The organism is Nonomuraea sp. N2-4H, assembly GCF_045291505.1.
Classification (GTDB): Bacteria; Actinomycetota; Actinomycetes; order Streptosporangiales; family Streptosporangiaceae; genus Nonomuraea; species Nonomuraea fastidiosa.
Genome location: NZ_CP147987.1, coordinates 905951 through 921838, shown reverse-complemented (window position 1 = coordinate 921838; position 15888 = coordinate 905951). Strand labels below are relative to the sequence as shown.

The 15888-nt window shown below is 72.9% G+C and carries 14 protein-coding genes; 9 read left to right on the top strand and 5 right to left on the bottom strand.

Going from position 1 to position 15888, the window contains the following annotated elements; genetic code table 11:
• The first annotated feature begins 50 nt into the window (after positions 1–50).
• The 5 genes from WBK31_RS04255 (at position 51) to WBK31_RS04235 (ending at position 4633) form a co-directional block, all read left to right on the top strand.
• Complete coding sequence (locus WBK31_RS04255; protein WP_406674356.1) at positions 51–1541, top strand: hypothetical protein; 1491 nt, start codon at positions 51–53, stop codon at positions 1539–1541.
• Positions 1542–1552: 11 nt separating this feature from the next.
• Complete coding sequence (locus WBK31_RS04250) at positions 1553–2317, top strand: thioesterase family protein (protein WP_364066966.1); 765 nt, start codon at positions 1553–1555, stop codon at positions 2315–2317.
• 83 nt (positions 2318–2400) lie between these two features.
• Positions 2401–3156: a 5-oxoprolinase subunit PxpA gene (locus WBK31_RS04245; protein ID WP_364067200.1), complete on the top strand. Its 756-nt coding sequence runs from the start codon at positions 2401–2403 to the stop codon at positions 3154–3156.
• Positions 3153–3770 carry an allophanate hydrolase subunit 1 gene (locus WBK31_RS04240; protein ID WP_364066968.1) on the top strand — a complete coding sequence of 206 codons (618 nt, stop codon included), beginning with the start codon at positions 3153–3155 and terminating at the stop codon, positions 3768–3770. Before WBK31_RS04245 ends, WBK31_RS04240 begins: the two co-directional genes overlap by 4 nt.
• Positions 3767–4633 (top strand): biotin-dependent carboxyltransferase family protein, encoded by an 867-nt coding sequence (locus WBK31_RS04235; protein ID WP_364066969.1) that lies wholly within the window; start codon positions 3767–3769, stop codon positions 4631–4633. The genes WBK31_RS04240 and WBK31_RS04235 overlap by 4 nt, the downstream gene beginning before the upstream one ends.
• Here WBK31_RS04235 and WBK31_RS04230 read toward each other — a convergent pair.
• A complete protein-coding gene (locus WBK31_RS04230) occupies positions 4623–5453 on the bottom strand; it encodes a PhzF family phenazine biosynthesis protein (protein ID WP_406674355.1) in 831 nt (276 codons plus the stop codon). The genes WBK31_RS04235 and WBK31_RS04230 overlap by 11 nt on opposite strands.
• A 60-nt stretch (positions 5454–5513) precedes the next feature.
• Here WBK31_RS04230 and sthA point away from each other — a divergent pair, with 60 nt between their 5' ends.
• Positions 5514–6923: a Si-specific NAD(P)(+) transhydrogenase gene (gene sthA, locus WBK31_RS04225; RefSeq protein WP_364066973.1), complete on the top strand. Its 1410-nt coding sequence runs from the start codon at positions 5514–5516 to the stop codon at positions 6921–6923.
• 7 nt (positions 6924–6930) lie between these two features.
• Here sthA and WBK31_RS04220 read toward each other — a convergent pair whose 3' ends face one another.
• From WBK31_RS04220 to WBK31_RS04205, 4 genes are read right to left on the bottom strand one after another with little or no spacing between them, the layout of a single operon-like run.
• Positions 6931–7503, bottom strand: a complete 573-nt coding sequence (locus WBK31_RS04220; RefSeq protein WP_364066975.1) for an OmpA family protein — start codon at positions 7501–7503, stop codon at positions 6931–6933.
• A complete protein-coding gene (locus tag WBK31_RS04215; protein ID WP_378784632.1) occupies positions 7487–8101 on the bottom strand; it encodes a hypothetical protein in 615 nt (204 codons plus the stop codon). Before WBK31_RS04215 ends, WBK31_RS04220 begins: the two co-directional genes overlap by 17 nt.
• Positions 8102–8150: 49 nt before the next feature.
• The gene (locus WBK31_RS04210) at positions 8151–8945 is read right to left on the bottom strand and encodes a DoxX family protein (RefSeq protein ID WP_406674354.1); all 795 of its coding nucleotides are present in this window, start codon (positions 8943–8945) and stop codon (positions 8151–8153) included.
• Positions 8946–8980: 35 nt separating this feature from the next.
• Positions 8981–10510: an MFS transporter gene (locus WBK31_RS04205; protein WP_364066981.1), complete on the bottom strand. Its 1530-nt coding sequence runs from the start codon at positions 10508–10510 to the stop codon at positions 8981–8983.
• 311 nt (positions 10511–10821) lie between these two features.
• Here WBK31_RS04205 and WBK31_RS04200 point away from each other — a divergent pair, with 311 nt between their 5' ends.
• The 3 genes from WBK31_RS04200 to WBK31_RS04190 all read left to right on the top strand — a co-directional run bounded on the left by WBK31_RS04200 (position 10822) and on the right by WBK31_RS04190 (position 15811).
• Positions 10822–12483 (top strand): hypothetical protein, encoded by a 1662-nt coding sequence (locus WBK31_RS04200; protein ID WP_364066983.1) that lies wholly within the window; start codon positions 10822–10824, stop codon positions 12481–12483.
• Between the two features lie 15 nt (positions 12484–12498).
• On the top strand, positions 12499–13395 hold the full coding sequence (locus WBK31_RS04195; protein WP_406674353.1) for a haloalkane dehalogenase: 897 nt from the start codon (positions 12499–12501) through the stop codon (positions 13393–13395).
• Between the two features lie 64 nt (positions 13396–13459).
• On the top strand, positions 13460–15811 hold the full coding sequence (locus WBK31_RS04190; protein WP_406674352.1) for an AAA family ATPase: 2352 nt from the start codon (positions 13460–13462) through the stop codon (positions 15809–15811).
• Positions 15812–15888 lie beyond the last annotated feature (77 nt).

Below are 15888 nucleotides of genomic sequence, written 5' to 3'. Positions count from 1 at the left end.
ACCGACGAGTTCCCGGGGAGAGCACTCCTCCAGATGACGTGTTCAAGGAGATGCTGCAGGCGGCTCGTGAGTTGCTGGCCGTACGCACTCCCCTCGACGCGGAGCTGATGGTCTCCGACATGATCGGCGCCTGGTGGGGCAGGCGCGTCAGGGGCGGTGACGTCGAGCAGGTGCTCGGGGAGGGGCTGGTCGACTACGCCGCCAAGGCCGGCACTCCGGCCTCGCTGACCCTGCTGATCTGCCTGGCCTACCTGGGCACCGCGCGCCAGGGCGCCAAGGCCGAGGGCGCGGCGCTGGCGATGATGGAGTCGGGCGTGGCCCGTCCCGGCTGGGCCGACCGGGTGGGCGCGGTCAAGCCGGCCGGCTGCTACGTCTCGCGCGACGCCTACGGCGACCAGGACACCGTGATCTGCACTTTCGCCTACCGGTGGAACGACAGCGACCAGCCGATCGACCGCCACGCGCTGGTCCTGGTGGTCGACTACAACATGAACGGCATGGCCCGCGACGCCTGGGTCTCCTCGCAGGTCGACAAGCTGCTGGAGCAGGCCAGGGCCGAGGCGGAGGACAACCCGCTGCTGATCTTCGAGGAGATCGAGCCCGACCAGGCCAGGGCGCTGCTGGAGTCGGCGATGAAGGCCACCAGGGAGCCGAAGACGCCGCCGCCGGTCAGCGACAGCTACAGCGCCTACCACGCCTTCGCCAGGGCGAGGCTGAAGGCGCTGCCCCCCGGGCGCAAGCGGCCCGCGCCGCTGCACAGCGAGGCCCCCTACAGCAGGGAGCGGCGGGCCATGCTGGCGGCGGAGTTCCTGGCCTCCGACGACGCCGAGCACCTGTCCGACCCGTCGGCGGCCTTGCGCTGCGCCGACCACATCATCGACTACGGCTGCGAGCAGGACTTCAACCGGCCGCTGCGGGTGAGCCCGATCAAGTGCGAGACGTTCCTGCTCGACTGGCTGCCGCGCAAGGTGATGCTGAGCGAGGCGGAGCAGGAGGCGATGCCGCACGTGCTGGCGGCGTGGGTGCGCTTCGCCGCGCGCCGCACGGGCCTGCCCGAGCAGGGGCTCAAGGCCACGCTCGACGCGGTGTGGGAGGCGATAGGGAAGTTCCCCGAGGCCTACCGCGACCCGACGACGTTCGGGCTCGACCGGGCGCTGCTCGAGCGGCTGCTGCCGGACGGCGACCTGTCGGCGCTGGCCAGGCGGGCCTTCGCCTTCCCCTACCTGCAGGGCACGCACAACGGCATCGACCTCGACCGGCTCGACCCGGCCGACCCCGCGGACCGCCGTACGTTACTCGAGATCGACCACGACGCGGGCATGGACCAGGAGCACCTGGCCTGGCACGAGGAGATCGCGAGCCGGCTGTGGGACGGCGACCCGCCGCAGCTCTGGGAGGCGGCGCAGCGGCTGCTCGATCTCGGCCACGACCGCCACGACGTGCTCCATGTCCTGATCGAGATCGTCGAGCGGATCGGCGGCCATCCCGACGAGCTGGCGGCGGCGCTCGACGACATCGCGGACATCCCGGACGAGTTTTAGAGTCTTCTTCCATGGCGTTCTACCGGCGGCTCGCCCGCGGCCGTTACCTGGCCTCCGAGCACACCCAGGGCCCGTGGGATCCGCGTACGCAGCACATGGGCCCCGTCGCCGCGCTGATCGCGCACGAGCTGGCGCAGACCGCGCCGCGCCCGGGGCTCGAGCCGTCCAGGCTGGCCGCCGACGTGTTCGCTCCGGTGCCGGTGGCCGAGCTCGAGGTGAGCACCGACGTCGTACGCGACGGCAAGCGCGTGCAGTGCCTGTCGGCGAGCGTGTCGTCGGGCGGCCGCGAGTACGTCAGGGCCACCCTGTGGCGGATCCGCGCCGCCGAGACCTCCTCCGTGGGCGCCGCGGACGCGCCCGCCCCGCCCGGCTCGGCGCCGGTCGACGACTCCTGGATCGCCTCCGGCTTCGGCTACGGCCGCGCGATGGAGTGGCGCTTCGTCGCCGGAGGCCCCGCGCAGGCCGGCCCCGCGACGGTATGGGCCAGGCAGCGGGTGCCGCTGGTGGAGGGCGAGGAGCCGGCCCCGTTCGAACGGGTGGCGCTGCTCGCCGACAGCGGCAACGGCATCAGCGCCGCGCTCGGCTTCGACACCCACCTGTTCGTGAACGTCGATCTGACGATCTCACTGTTCCGCGCCGCGACCGGCGAATGGATGTGCATGGACTCCGCGACCGTGCACGGCCCGTCCGGCCGCGGCCTGACCCGGAGCACCCTTTATGACGAGAACGGCGAGATCGGCGCGGCCGGTCAGACGTTGTTCGTCGCGCCGAGATAGCCGTTGCCCCAATGATGGGTGGCATGGTGGATGGCATGGTGGACGGCACGGTGGGTGGCATGGTGGGTGGCATGGTGGGTGGCATGGTGATCGACCTGAACGCCGATCTCGGCGAGGGCTTCGGCATCTGGCGGCTCGGCGACGACCTCGCGCTGCTGGACATCGTCACGAGCGCGAACGTGGCCTGCGGGTTTCACGCGGGCGACCCGGTGACGATCAGGCGCACGTGCGCGGCGGCCGTCGACCGGGGCGTGGCGATCGGGGCTCAGGTGTCCTATCGCGACCTGGCGCACTTCGGGCGCAGGGAGATGGAGGTCGAGCCCGAGGAGCTGTGCGCGGAGGTGCTCTACCAGCTCGCCGCCGTCGACGGCATCGCCAGGGCGATGGGCGGCCGGGTCTCCTACGTCAAGCCGCACGGCGCGCTCTACAACCGGATCTGCCGCGACGAGGCGCAGGCCACGGCGGTGGTGGAGGCGGTGGCCGACTACGACCCCTCGCTGCCGGTGCTGACGCTGCCCGGCTCGGTGGTGCACAAGGTGGCCGCGGCCGAGGGCGTGCCGACGGTGAACGAGGCGTTCGCCGACCGGGCCTACACGCCGAAGGGGACGCTGGTGCCGCGCCGCGAGCCCGGGTCGGTCATCCACGACGCCGAGGCGGTGGCCTCACGTGCCCGCCAGATGGCCCTGGAAGGCTCTGTGACGGCCGTAGACGGCGGTTCGGTGCCGATCTCCGCCCGATCCATCTGCGTCCACGGAGACACGCCTGACGCGGTCCGGCTGGCGCAGGGAGTGCGCGACGCGTTGCTGTCCGCCGGAGTGGTCCTCCAGGCGTTCGCGTGATCAGGACGGCCGGGGAGCACGGGCTGCTCGTGGAGACGGGATCGCTGGAGCTGTCGCACCGCGTGGACGCGGCGCTGCGGGAAGAGCGTCCCGAGGGGGTGGTGGAGATCGTGCCGGGCCCCGAGACGGTGCTGGTGGTGGCGCCTGGGGCCGATCAGGGACGGCTGCGGGCGCGCCTGGAGTCGGTCGTGCGCGAGGAGAGCGGCAGGGCGGCGGCGGGCGACGCGCCCGACCGGCCGCTGGTGACGATCCCCGTGGTCTATGACGGGGCCGACCTCGACTCGGTGGCGAAGCTCGCCGGGATCTCCGCGGACGAGGTGATCGCCCGGCACACCGGGCGCGAGCTGGTGGTGGGCTGGCTGGGGTTCGCCCCCGGCTTCGCCTATCTCACCGGCCTCGATCCGGTGCTGGAGATGCCCAGGCTGGACACGCCGCGCACGTCGGTGCCCGCCGGGTCGGTGGCGATCGCGGGGCCGTACTCCGCGGTCTATCCGACGGCATCGCCCGGCGGGTGGCGGCTGATCGGGCGGACGCCGGTGCGGGTGTGGGACGTGACGGCCGACCCGCCGTCGCTGTTCCGTCCCGGCACCCGGGTGCGATTCGAGGCGGCATGATCGAGGTCGTGGCGCCGGGGCCGTACGCGACGGTCCAGGACCTCGGGCGGCCGGGGTTCGCGCATCTGGGAGTGCCCTGCTCGGGCGCGGCGGACGCGCCCGCGCTGCGGCTGGCCAACCGCCTGGTCGGCAACGCCGAGTGGCTGGCCGGGATCGAGCTGACCTTCGGCGGCGCCCGGCTGCGCTTCGCCGACGCCGCCTGGGTGGCGGTGACCGGCGCGCCGCTGGAGGTGCGGGCGGCGGGCGCGTCCGGGGTGCGGCCCGGCATGGGGGCGCCGTTCTGGGTGCCGGCCGGCGCCGAGCTGCGGTTCGGCCTGCCTGCCGAGGGGCTGCGCACGTACGTGGCGGTGCGCGGCGGCATCGCGGTCGAGCCGGTGCTGGGCAGCAGGTCCACCGACTCGCTGTCCGGGCTGGGGCCGCCGCCGCTGCGGGCGGGCACGGTGCTGCCGGTCGGCGTGCCCGACGGGACGATCACCGTCGATCAGGCGCCACTGCCCGGGCCGCGGCCGCCCGTGCTGCGGGTGGTGCCGGGGCCGCGCGACGACTGGTTCGAGGCCGGCGCGCTGAAGGTGCTGTGCGACCGGCCGTACGAGGTGAGCCAGGACAGCAACCGCGTGGGCGTGCGGCTGCTCGGGGCCGAGCTGGCGCGGGCCAGGCAGGGCGAGCTGCCGAGCGAGGGCATGGTCACGGGGGCGATCCAGGTGCCGCCCAGCGGGCAGCCGATCGTGTTCCTCGCCGACCATCCGCCCACGGGCGGCTACCCGGTGATCGCGGTGGTGCTGAGCGCGGACCTGCCGGTGGCCGCGCAGCTGCGGCCAGGCGACCGGGTGCGGTTCGCGCTCGCGCAGCGGTTCAGCGGGTGAGGCCGCCGGTGACGCAGGTGGTGACCGCGCCGCCCACCCAGACCCGGCCGTCGTCGTCCGCGGAGATGCGGACGCGGCCCCGCCTGCCGATCACGGTGCCCTGGGAGGCGATGTAGGGGGCGCGTGCCCGCCCGCTGCCCAGCAGCCACTGCCCCAGCGACGCGTTCAGGCTGCCGGTGACCGGGTCCTCGATGGTGGCGCCGTGCTGCGGGAAGAACGCCCGCACCTCGAAGGCGCACTCCGAGCCCTCGGGGTACGGCCCGGCCACGCCGACCGCCTGCGGCATCGTGCCGGGCCGCAGGGCGAGCACCCGTTCGGCGTCCGCCAGCAGCACCCCGATCCAGCCGGGGCCGTTGTCGACCCACTCGGCGGCCACGATGTCGCCGCGCTCCACCCCGAGCGCGGCGGCCACCCCGCCGAGCAGCCCCTCGTCCACCGGGCCCGAGCGGACCAGCGGGGGCGCCTCGAAGGCCAGGCCGTCATCGGTGATCCGCAGCGTGACGAGCCCCGCCTCGCACTCCTGCACCACCTGCCCCTTCGTACGGGGCTCGCCGCCCGCCTCCAGCCAGGCGTGGCAGGAGCCCAGCGTGGGGTGCCCGGCGAACGGCAGCTCCTGGTCGGGGGTGAAGATGCGGACCCGGTAGTCGGCCTCAGGGCTGCCCGGCGGCAGCAGGAAGGTGGTCTCGGACAGGTTCGTCCACCTGGCGATGCGCTGCATGTCCTCGGTGCTCAGCCCCTCGCCGTCGATCACGACCGAAAGCGCGTTGCCGAGGTACGGGGTGTCGGAGAAGACGTCCACCTGCGTGAATCTGCGAGCCATAGCCCGGAGTCTTCCAGAAGGGGGTTTTCCGCCGGATGTGCCGCCCGCACACTGGACGGCGTGGCGGACTTCGATGTTGTGGTGCTGGGCTCGGGACCGGGCGGTCAGAAGGCGGCCATCGCGGCCGCGAAACTCGGCAGGCGCGTGGCGGTGGTCGAGAAACGGAACATGATCGGCGGCGTCTGCATCAACACGGGCACGATTCCGTCGAAGACGCTGCGCGAGGCGGTCCTCTATCTGACGGGGCTCAACCAGCGCGAGCTGTACGGCGCGAGCTACCGCGTCAAGGAGGAGATCACGGTCGCCGACCTCGGCATGCGCACCCAGCACGTCATCGGCCGCGAGATCCAGGTGATCCGCAGCCAGCTCGCCCGCAACCACGTGACCGTGCTCCAGGGCACCGGCCGCTTTCTCGACCCGCACACGATCGGCATCACCGGCGAGGGCCAGGAGGAGAAGAAGGTCACCGCCGACAAGATCGTGATCGCGACCGGCACCTCGCCGGCCCGGCCCGACAGCGTCGAGTTCGACGACAAGACGATCATCGACTCGGACGCGATCCTGCGGCTCGACCGCATCCCCGAGACGCTGGTCGTCGTGGGCGCCGGTGTGATCGGCATCGAGTACGCCTCCATGTTCGCCGCGCTCGGCACCAAGGTGACGGTGGTCGAGCGGCGCGACCGCATGCTGGAGTTCTGCGACCTGGAGATCGTCGAGGCGCTGAAGTACCACCTGCGCGACCTCGCGGTCACCTTCAGGTTCGGCGAGAACGTGGCGGCCGTCGAGCGGCGGCCCCGCGGCGCGCTCACCCTGCTGGAGAGCGGCAAGATCATCCCCGCCGACTGCGTCATGTACTCGGCGGGCCGCCAGGGCAAGACCGCCGAGCTGTGCCTGGAGGCCGCCGGGCTGACCGCCGACGACCGGGGCCGGATCAAGGTGGACGAGAACTTCGTCACCGAGGTGCCGCACATCTACGCCGTCGGTGACGTGATCGGCTTCCCCGCCCTGGCCGCCACCTCGATGGAGCAGGGCAGGCTGGCCGCCCAGCACGCCTGCGGCGAACCGGCGGGCGACCTGGCCGAGCTGCCGCCCATCGGCATCTACACCATCCCCGAGATCAGCTTCGTCGGCCGCTCCGAGGACGAGCTGACCCGCGACAAGGTGCCGTTCGAGGTGGGCGTCTCCCGCTACCGGGAGCTGGCCAGAGGGCAGATCATCGGCGACTCGTACGGCATGCTCAAGCTCCTGGTCTCCCCCGAGACCCGGCGGCTGCTCGGCGTGCACGTCTTCGGTACGGGAGCCACCGAGCTGGTGCACATCGGGCAGACCGTGATGGGGTGCGGCGGCACCATCGACTACCTGGTCAACGCGGTGTTCAACTATCCGACGCTGGCGGAGTCGTACAAGGTGGCGGCGCTGGACGCGATGAACAAGATGCGCACGGTCGCCCGCCTCACCGCCGGCATGTGAGCCCCGCTCACTTCGTGAAGGAGATCTCCACGCGGCGGTTCTTGGCGCGCCCCTCCGGGTTGTCCTTGCCGTCCGGCAGGGTGTTCGGCGCGACGGGGTCGGCCTCGCCGTGCCCCGCCACGCTGAACTGGACGCCGGGCACGAGCTCGGCCAGCTTGTCGCGCACCGCCTCGGCCCGCCGCTTGGACAGGTCGAGGTTGTAGGAGTCGGAGCCCTTGGAGTCGGTGTAGCCGTCGATCGAGACGGGTTTGCCCTGCGCCTCCTTCTTCAGTACGTCGGCCGCCTGGTCGAGGCGGCTCTTGGCCTTGCCGGAGAGCGTGGCCTTGTCGAAGGCGAACAGCACGTCGGCGGCGACGATGATCGTCCGCTGCCGGCCGCTGGTCTCGTTCGTCACCGACTCGTCCAGGTTGGAGGTCCGCTCGGTGATGTCGAGCACCTTGCCGCTGACGTCGAGGGTCCTGGGGTCGATGTCGAGGACCGGCGCGTTGACCGGGGTCTCCCCCGCGAGCGGCGGCTGGGTCGGCTCGGCAGCGCCGCCGAGCAGCAGGGCCAGCGCGGCGGCGCTAAGAGATCGGAACATCGGACAGCGTCCCCACGTTCGGGATGTGCACGTCCACGGTCGTCACGTCGGGCGGCGGAGCGGCGAACGTGGCCGAGAGCACCGCGGTGTCGTCCTTCTTGAGGAACAGCGCCTGGATCCGGGAGCACACGCACTTGCCCTCGCTGTCGACCGCCACCAGGTGCTTCTTGGCGTTCTTGACGTCCACCAGGAAGACGCCGTCCACCTTCGGCTGAGCGCTGGGCGAGGCCGAGAAGGCGCTGTGCACACTCCAGCCGGTTACATCGCCGCCATCATCGAGCACCGTGACGGTGAAGGTGAGGTTGACGAAGCGGTCGCGGCGCAGCAACTGCACGATGTCGACCCTGAACTTGGTGTGCTCGAACGAGCCCTCCCTGCTCGCCAGCACCTTGTCGGGCGGTGCGGTGGAGGTCGGGGCGGCCGGCTGCGCCGGCTTCTGGGCGGGCTGCTGTGCCGTCTCCTGTGCCGCCTCCTGGGCCGTGTCGTTCGCGGACCGGGCCGCCGCCGGCTTGGGCTCCTGCGCGAAGAGCCCGCCCGCCTGGCAGCCGGTTAACGAGACGGCGAGCGCGGCCAGGGCGAGGATCTTCATCGGTCTCATGTGTCGGGGAGTCTAACGCCGCGCGGGCTGGAACCCAAGGGATTTCGGATCACCCGGAGGCGGGCCGGCTTTTGCGCGGCGCGGACTTCTTGCGCCCGGCCACGAGCGTGTCGCTGGGGGACGCCGTGCCCTCGCCGCCGTCGCCCTGATCCTCGCCGCCGTCGCCCTGATCCTTGGCGGTGGCGCCCGGCCTGGGGTGCGGCACGGTGTCCTCGTCCGCGGCCGGTGCCTTCGCGGGTGTCTTCGCGGGGGGCTTCGCGGGTGTCTTGGCGGGGGGCTTGGCGGGTGTCTTCGCGGGGGGCTTGGCGGGCGTACGGGCCTGCGCCGGTGTGGCGGCGGGCTCGGCGGGCTTCTCGATCGGATCGGGCGGCTTGGGCGCCTCGGGCCCCTTGAGCGCGGCGATCACGCGGTCGGCCTCGGTGTCGGCGGCGAACTCGTCGGCTGCCTCCGACTCCCTGCGTCTGATGACGACCATGTGATCGACCGACACCCGTCCCGCGCCGACGACGGCGAGCAGCAGCGAGGCCGCGGCGAGCAGGATCAGCTCGTTGAGGGTGATGGGGTTGAGCGGCGGCGCGACCAGGAAGACGGCCAGCGCCTCGGCGAAGAGGACGAGCCCCGTGATGGAGACGGCGAGCCCGGCGATGAGCAGCGCGCCGCCGATGAGCTCGGCGAGCATGGTGACCGTGGCCCAGGCGCCGGGGGCGGGCGCGCCCTGCTCCATGAACTTCGCGCCGGTGATCTTCAGGCCGTCTTCGAGCTTGGCCCAGCCGTTGGAGAAGAAGATCCCGCCCACGCCTAAGCGGGCGACCAGAGCGGCGAGGTCACGGAGGGCCTGTCTCACGGTAGATGTCTGCCCTGATCGGGACATGGCACACCTCAATCACGGCGGAGCAGCATGGCCACCAGCACGGCGGTCAGGCTGAGCAGGACGACGCTCACGACGACAGTCGTGTGCAGGGCGTTGACGAAGGCCCACCGGGCCGCGTCGAGCAGCGCACCACCCGTCTGGCCGCCGATCTGCTCGGCGACGTGGGCGGCCGAGGCCAGCGACTGGCGGGCCTCGTCCATGCCGCTGTCCGGCACGCCGGGGACGGGCGGGAGCCCGGGGGCGTAGACGATGGTGGTGATCGTGCCGAGCACGGCCACGCCGAGCCCGGCGCCCAGCTCGTACGCGGTCTCCTCGATCGCCGCCGCGCCGCCCGCCTGCGACTCGGGCGCCGCCGCCATGATCGTGTCGGACGCGGCGAGCAGCGCCACCTGCACACCGAAGCCGATGCCGATGAAGCAGCACGCGAGCATCACGGGATGGCCCTCGACGCCCCAGGTCAGCGTGGGGGTCAGGGAGAGCGCGACGAGGGCGAGGCCGCCGCTCATGGTGGCCCGCATGCCGATCTTGGGCAGGATGTGGGCGGCGGCGAGCCCGCCGGCGATGGCCGAGGCGACCAGGGGCAGCATGCGCAGCGCCGCGCGTACGGGGCTGTCGCCGAGCACGAGCTGCAGGTATTGGGCGAGCATGAGCTGGAGCCCGACCAGCGCGAACACGCCGAGCAGCACCCCGGCGACGCCGGTGGTGAACGGCCGCCGCTTGAACAGCCCGATCTGCAGGAACGGCTCGCGCAGCCGCGTCTGCCGGTGAACGAACGCCGCGAGCAGCCCCAGCCCGGCCGCGAACACCAGCACCGAGGCCCACAGCGGCATGAGGCTGCCCGACCCGGCCTCCTTCAGCCCGAAGGCCAGCGCCAGGATGCCGAGCACCGACAGGATCGCGCTGGCGGCGTCCCACGGCCGGTCGGGGCGCTCGCGCGACTCGGGCAGCAGGCGTACGGCGGCGGGCAGCAGCACCAGCAGGATCGGCACGTTGATGAGGAAGACCGCGCCCCACCAGATGCCGACGAGCACGCCGCCGATGAGCGGGCCGACGGCGGCGCCGGCCGCGGCGACCGCGCTCCAGACGCCGAGCGCGATGGCCCGCTCGCGCCGGTCGGTGAAGACCTGGCGGATCAGCGACAGCGTGGCCGGCATGATCATCGCGCCGCCCACGCCGAGCAGCGCCCTGGCGAGGATGAGCGTCAGCGGCGTCGGGGCGAGCGCGGCACCCGCCGAGGCCACGCCGAACAGCGCGAACCCCCAGAGGACGAGCCGTTTACGCCCGTACTTGTCGCCGAGCGTGCCGAACATGATCAGCAGCGGCGCGACGACCAGCGAGTAGATGTCGATGATCCACAGGAGCTGCACCGCGGAGGGCTCGAGCGCGGCTGTGAGCGCGGGCACCGCGATGTGCAGGACGGTCGCGTCGACCGTGATGAGCAGCAGGCTCAGACAGAGCAGCACCAGGATGGACCAGCGGCGCTCCTGGGGGTTCCGGTCGGCGACGCGTACGACGGGTGCGGCCTGTGTGACGGTCATGGGCCTCCTTGCAGGCCGATCCGAATCACAGGGCCCGCACGTGCTGTTGATCGACCGGCGGCGAAGCCGCGGTGGGGTGTCGTGGCTCCGGCGCTCGGGCTTGCGTGGCAGCTTAGGCCATGTCAGGCACTTGTCATAGCGGTATCGGACGATCCACGGTCAGGCCGGATCTCTCTAGAGAGATACAGCCATATGTCGGGATCTATCCATCGATCGATTGACAGCCGATCATGGGACCTGTGGGGACCGACGGACGTGACAGCACCACCGAGCCATCCGACCGGTCCTCCCGCGAATGGTGCGAAGAGGCCGTGACCAGGCTGAACGCCGGCCGTCCAGAATCCGCGCTGGACGCCGCGCGCTACGCCGCCGACCGCGAGCCCACGGCCGAGTGGCCGCAGCGGCTCATCAGCCTCGCCCACGAGCGGCTCGGCCGCGACGCCGACGCCCTGCCCGCCGCCCGGCGCGCCGTGGAGCTGTCGCCGGGCTCATGGCCGGCCAGGCTGCGCCTCGCCTCGGTGCTGCGCCGGATCCCCGGCCGCTGGCAGGAGGCCGTCGAGCACGCGGCGCTCGCCGGGAAGTTCGCGCCCGAGCAGCCATCGCCCGCCGTCATGCTGGGCGACCTCGCGCTGCTGCGGGGCGAGCACGTACGCGCCGAGCGCTCGTACCGGGCCGCGCTGGCCATCGACCCCGGCAACCCGCAGGCCCGCGTCAACCTGGGCCTGGCGCTGGTGCGCTGGGACCCGCCGCGCGCGCACCACGATCCGGCGTGGCCGGTCGCGCACCGCGATACGGGGCGGGCCAGGCGGGCGCTGGAGGTGTGGTCGCGCCAGGTCAGGCTGCTGCCGGCGATCGCCACGCTGGCCGTTGCCGCCGCCGCGCTGCTGCTCGACTGGGGCGCGCAGGCGCGGCTCGGCGGGTTCGCGGTGCTGGCGCTGCTGGTGCCGCTCACCGTCAGGCACGCGCGGCGGGTGACGCCGTGGGCGTACGCCAGGGCGATGCTGTGCCGCGATCCCTGGCTGGGGGTGTCGGTGGTGTCGGCGGCGCTGGCGATCCCGGCGTTCGCCGCCTGGCTGCTGCTGGGCGCGGTGCCGGCCCTGCCGCCCGCCTTGGACCCGGTCTGGGCGGGGCTGGCCGGTTATGTGGTGCTGAGCTGGCCGGCACTGGCGGCGGTCAGGGTGCTGGCCGAGACGTGGCGGGGACGTCCGCTCCTGGCGCTGGCCGAGACGCTGCCGGCGCGCGCGGCCGAGCGCACGGCCCGGCGCAACGTGGGCGTGCTGCTGTGGATCGTGCTCGGCAGGACGTGGACGGTGCTGGTGGCGCTGGTGGGCGGCGCGCTGGCGGTGGAGCCGCGGGCGGCGGTGGCCGCGGTGGCGGTACCGTACCCGATGGTGCGGAGCTACCTGCGGGCCCGTCGGCACGGCGACCGTGCGCTGTCCGCGGCCGCGGCGCTGGTGGTGCTGGGCGCGGCGGGCTGCGCGGCGGGCGGCCTGCTGGGGCAGGCGTGGCCGTGGCGGATCGGGCTTGGCGCGCTGCTCGCGACGGCCGTGGTGTACGCGGGGCGCGCGCTGCTCGCCTGGTGGCGCGGCGGTCCCGGCCCGTGGCGCTCGTCGATGCTCATGTGCGACCTGCCGATGGGCGCGGAGCCCTCGGTCCCGCTGGACGCGCAGGTCCGCCAGACCTTCTCCTACGCCCGCAGCATCGTGCTGTCCTACGGCGACGCGCTCGGCCCCCGGGTGGCGGGCGCGGTGGCCGGCGTCACCTCGTCGGGCGAGCTGCGGCTGATCGCCGAGACCGAGGCGTGGCGGGCCATCGAGGAGGACCCCAGGGTGGCGGTGTTCGCCTCCGATCCGACGCAGCGCCGGTATTGGGTGGAGGTGCGCGGGGTGGCGCAGGCGGGCTCGGACGTGCTGTGGGTGACGCCCAAGGAGGTGCTTGTCGGCGAGTTTCCCGGACGGCACCAGCGGCGCTGATGAGAATATTGTTCTATGCGGATTCTGCGCACCCCGGATGAGCGCTTCACCGGACTGCCCGACTTTCCCTACGAGCCGCGCTACGCCGAGGTCGGCGACGGTCTGCGGATGGCGTACGTCGAGGCCGGCCCCGCCGGCGGCGAGCCCGTCGTGCTGCTGCACGGCGAGCCGAGCTGGTCGTTCCTCTACCGGCACGTCATGCCCGAGCTGGCGGCGGCCGGGCTGCGGGCGATCGCGCCCGGCCTCATCGGCTTCGGCCGCTCCGACAAGCCCGCCGACCCGGCCGACCACACCTACGCCCGCCACGTCGAGTGGACCAGGGCGCTGCTGTACGACGCGCTCGGCCTGACCGGCGTGACGATCGTCGGGCAGGACTGGGGTGGCCTCATCGGGCTGCGCCTGGCCGCCGAGCACCCCGGCAGGGTGGCCAGGATCGTGGCGGCCAACACGGGCTTGCCGACCGGTGACATTCCCATGCCCGAGGTCTGGCACCGCTTCAGGGAGACCGTGCGCAAGGCGCGCGTGCTGGACGTCGCCAGGCTGGTCCAGGCGGGCTGCAAGACGACGCTGCCGCCGCGGGTGCGGGCGGCCTACGACGCGCCGTTCCCCGACGAGCCGTACAAGGCGGGGCCGCGCGCCATGCCGGGGCTGGTGCCCACCACGCCCGACGACCCCGCGGCGCCCGCCAACCGCGCTGCCTGGCAGATCCTCACCACGCTCGACCGCCCGGTGCTGGTGGCGTTCTCCGACGGCGATCCGATCACCGGGGGCATGGCGCCCATTCTTCGCAAGTCGCTACGCGGCGCCTCCGGCCTGGAGCATCCCGTGATCAACGGCGCGGGGCACTTCCTGCAAGAGGACGCGGGAGCCGAGCTCGGCCGGCACATCGCCCGTTTCGTGACCTCGACCTAGCGTGTCAGGACCGCCCAACCGTCGGCCCGGTGCGGTATAACCGGGGGCGGACCGGGGAGGCGTGATGCGTGAGTCCGGCAGGACCCAGACCGCGGGGAGGGCCGTGGCGCGGGATCTGTTCGAGAAGGTTCGGCTGCGTTATTTCCAGATTCCCCCGGCCGTGCGCCGGGTCGTCTACGCGGTCGTGCTCGTGGCCGCGATGGGCGTCGGCGCCGCGCTCGGCTGGGACCTCCTGCAGACCTTCCCCCTGGTGCTGCTGCTGCTCGCCTTCGTCGCGCTGACCATGCGCTTTCCCAGGGCCGCCGCCACCGTGCTGGTCGTCGCCGGCTGGGTGGTGCTGGCGCTGCCGGTCTTCGCGACGCTGTTCCCGCCAGGCGCGGGCACCGTGCACCTCATGGTCGCGCTGTCACTGCCCGTCGCGGGGGCCGCCCATCTGATCCGCTGGGTGACGCCGTGGGTGACCACGTTGATGGCGCTCGTGCCCGCCGGGGTGCTCGCCGCCGCCGTCGCCCTCGTCTCCGACACGATCGCGGTCTGGGTGGCGTACGCCGCCGCCGCGGCCGTGCTCGTGCAGCGGTTCCTGCTGGCCCGCCGGGTCAGGGCCGAGACCGCCGCCGCCGAGGAGCAGCAGGTCCGCGTCAGGGCGCGCGAGGGCCGCCTCGAGGCCCCGCAGGACAAGCAGGCCGCTCCCCCGCAGATCTCCGTCGAGGAGGCGCTCGCCGAGCTGGAGAGCATGATCGGCCTCGCGCCGGTCAAAGAGCAGGTGCGCTCCATCGCCGCCTCCATCGAGGCCGGCCGCCTGCGCGCCGAGGCCGGCTACTCCACCGGCCGTCCCACCAGGCACTTCGTCTTCGTCGGCCCGCCGGGCACGGGCAAGACCACCGTCGCCCGCGCGCTCGCCAAGATCTTCTACGCGTTCGGCCTGCTGGAGACCCCCTACGTCGTCGAGGCGCAGCGGGCCGACCTGGTGGGCGAGTTCCTCGGCGCGACCGCGATCAAGACAAACGAGCTCGTCGACAGGGCGCTCGGCGGCGTGCTCTTCATCGACGAGGCGTACGCGCTGATCAACTCATCCGACGGCCAGCCCGACAGGTTCGGCGCCGAGGCCGTGCAGACCCTGCTCAAACGGGCCGAGGACGACCGCGACCGGCTGATCATCATCCTCGCCGGCTACGAGCAGGAGATGAGCGCGTTCCTGTCCAGCAACCCCGGCCTGGCCAGCAGGTTCGCCACCCGGGTGCGCTTCCCCGGCTACTCCCCCGCCGAGCTGGTCGAGGTCACCGAGCTGCTGCAGCGGCGCAGGGGCGACACGATGACGCCCGAGACCCGGCGCGTGCTGCTCGGCCTCTACGAGGACGTCCACCGCCGTGGCCTGGTCGACGAGCTGGGCAACGCCCGCTTCGCGCGCAGCCTGGTGGAGGCCGCCGCGCAGGCCCGCGACGTGCGCGTGGTGGGCGCGGGCGGCACCCCGACCACCGAAGACCTCGTCACCACCACCACGGCCGACGTCACCAAGGCGTTCGAGGAGCTGACCGCCCGTTTCCGCGGCTACGTCGCCACGCCCACGCTGGAGGAGGCGCTGGCCGACCTCGACAGGATGGCCGGCCTCGCCCCGGTCAAGCGGCAGGTGCACGCGATCGCCGCCCAGCTCCAGGTGGCCAGGATGCGCCAGGAGCGCGGCCTGCCCACGCCGCAGCAGATGCGCCACTTCGTCTTCACCGGACCGCCCGGCACCGGCAAGACCACGGTCGCCCGCGTGCTCGGCCGCATCTTCGCCGCGCTCGGCCTGCTGGCCAGGCCCGACGTGGTCGAGGCGCACCGCGCCGACCTGGTCGGCCAGCACCTCGGCGCGACCGCGATCAAGACCAACGAGCTGATCGACAGGGCGCTCGGCGGCGTGCTCTTCATCGACGAGGCCTACAGCCTGGTCAACCCCGGCTACCAGGGCGGCGACGCGTTCGGCGCCGAGGCCGTGCAGACCCTGCTCAAGCGGGCCGAGGACGACCGCGACCGGCTCGTCATCGTGCTGGCCGGCTACGAGCGCGAGATGGACGCCTTCCTCGCCACCAACCCCGGCCTGGCCAGCCGCTTCAACCAGCGCGTGGCCTTCCCCAGCTACACCCCCGCCGAGCTGCGGCAGATCGCGGTGCTGCTCGCCGAGCAGGCCGGCGACACCTTCGACGAGGAGGCGCTGAGCAGGCTCGACGAGGTGTTCGCCTGGGTGTGCGAAGAACGGCTGATCGACGGGCTCGGCAACGGCCGCTTCGCCCGCTCGCTGTTCGAGCGCGCGGCCATGCGCCGCGACGTCCGGCTCGCCGCCCACGCCGCGCGCGGCGGATCGGCCAGCGCCGCCGACCTCACCACGATCACCGGCGAGGACGTCCGCACTGCGGTGGACGAGCTCGCCGGCCGCTGACGCTCCCGGCCCGACTTTCTTCGGCGCATCAGGTGCGCCACCCCCTCACTTCGTGTAGCAATATGGCTACGATGGGC

What these genes read in the sequence shown, in the direction of transcription:
- WBK31_RS04215 (WP_378784632.1), bottom strand. Translation starts at nt 8,101, where the DNA reads ATGAGACCGATGAAGATCCTCGCCCTGGCCGCGCTCGCCGTCTCGTTA.
- WBK31_RS04235 (WP_364066969.1), top strand. Translation starts at nt 3,767, where the DNA reads ATGATCGAGGTCGTGGCGCCGGGGCCGTACGCGACGGTCCAGGACCTC.
- WBK31_RS04250 (WP_364066966.1), top strand. Translation starts at nt 1,553, where the DNA reads ATGGCGTTCTACCGGCGGCTCGCCCGCGGCCGTTACCTGGCCTCCGAG.
- WBK31_RS04205 (WP_364066981.1), bottom strand. Translation starts at nt 10,510, where the DNA reads ATGACCGTCACACAGGCCGCACCCGTCGTACGCGTCGCCGACCGGAAC.
- WBK31_RS04245 (WP_364067200.1), top strand. Translation starts at nt 2,401, where the DNA reads ATGGTGATCGACCTGAACGCCGATCTCGGCGAGGGCTTCGGCATCTGG.
- WBK31_RS04220 (WP_364066975.1), bottom strand. Translation starts at nt 7,503, where the DNA reads ATGTTCCGATCTCTTAGCGCCGCCGCGCTGGCCCTGCTGCTCGGCGGC.
- WBK31_RS04230 (WP_406674355.1), bottom strand. Translation starts at nt 5,453, where the DNA reads ATGGCTCGCAGATTCACGCAGGTGGACGTCTTCTCCGACACCCCGTAC.
- WBK31_RS04190 (WP_406674352.1), top strand. Translation starts at nt 13,460, where the DNA reads ATGCGTGAGTCCGGCAGGACCCAGACCGCGGGGAGGGCCGTGGCGCGG.
- WBK31_RS04255 (WP_406674356.1), top strand. Translation starts at nt 51, where the DNA reads ATGCTGCAGGCGGCTCGTGAGTTGCTGGCCGTACGCACTCCCCTCGAC.
- WBK31_RS04195 (WP_406674353.1), top strand. Translation starts at nt 12,499, where the DNA reads ATGCGGATTCTGCGCACCCCGGATGAGCGCTTCACCGGACTGCCCGAC.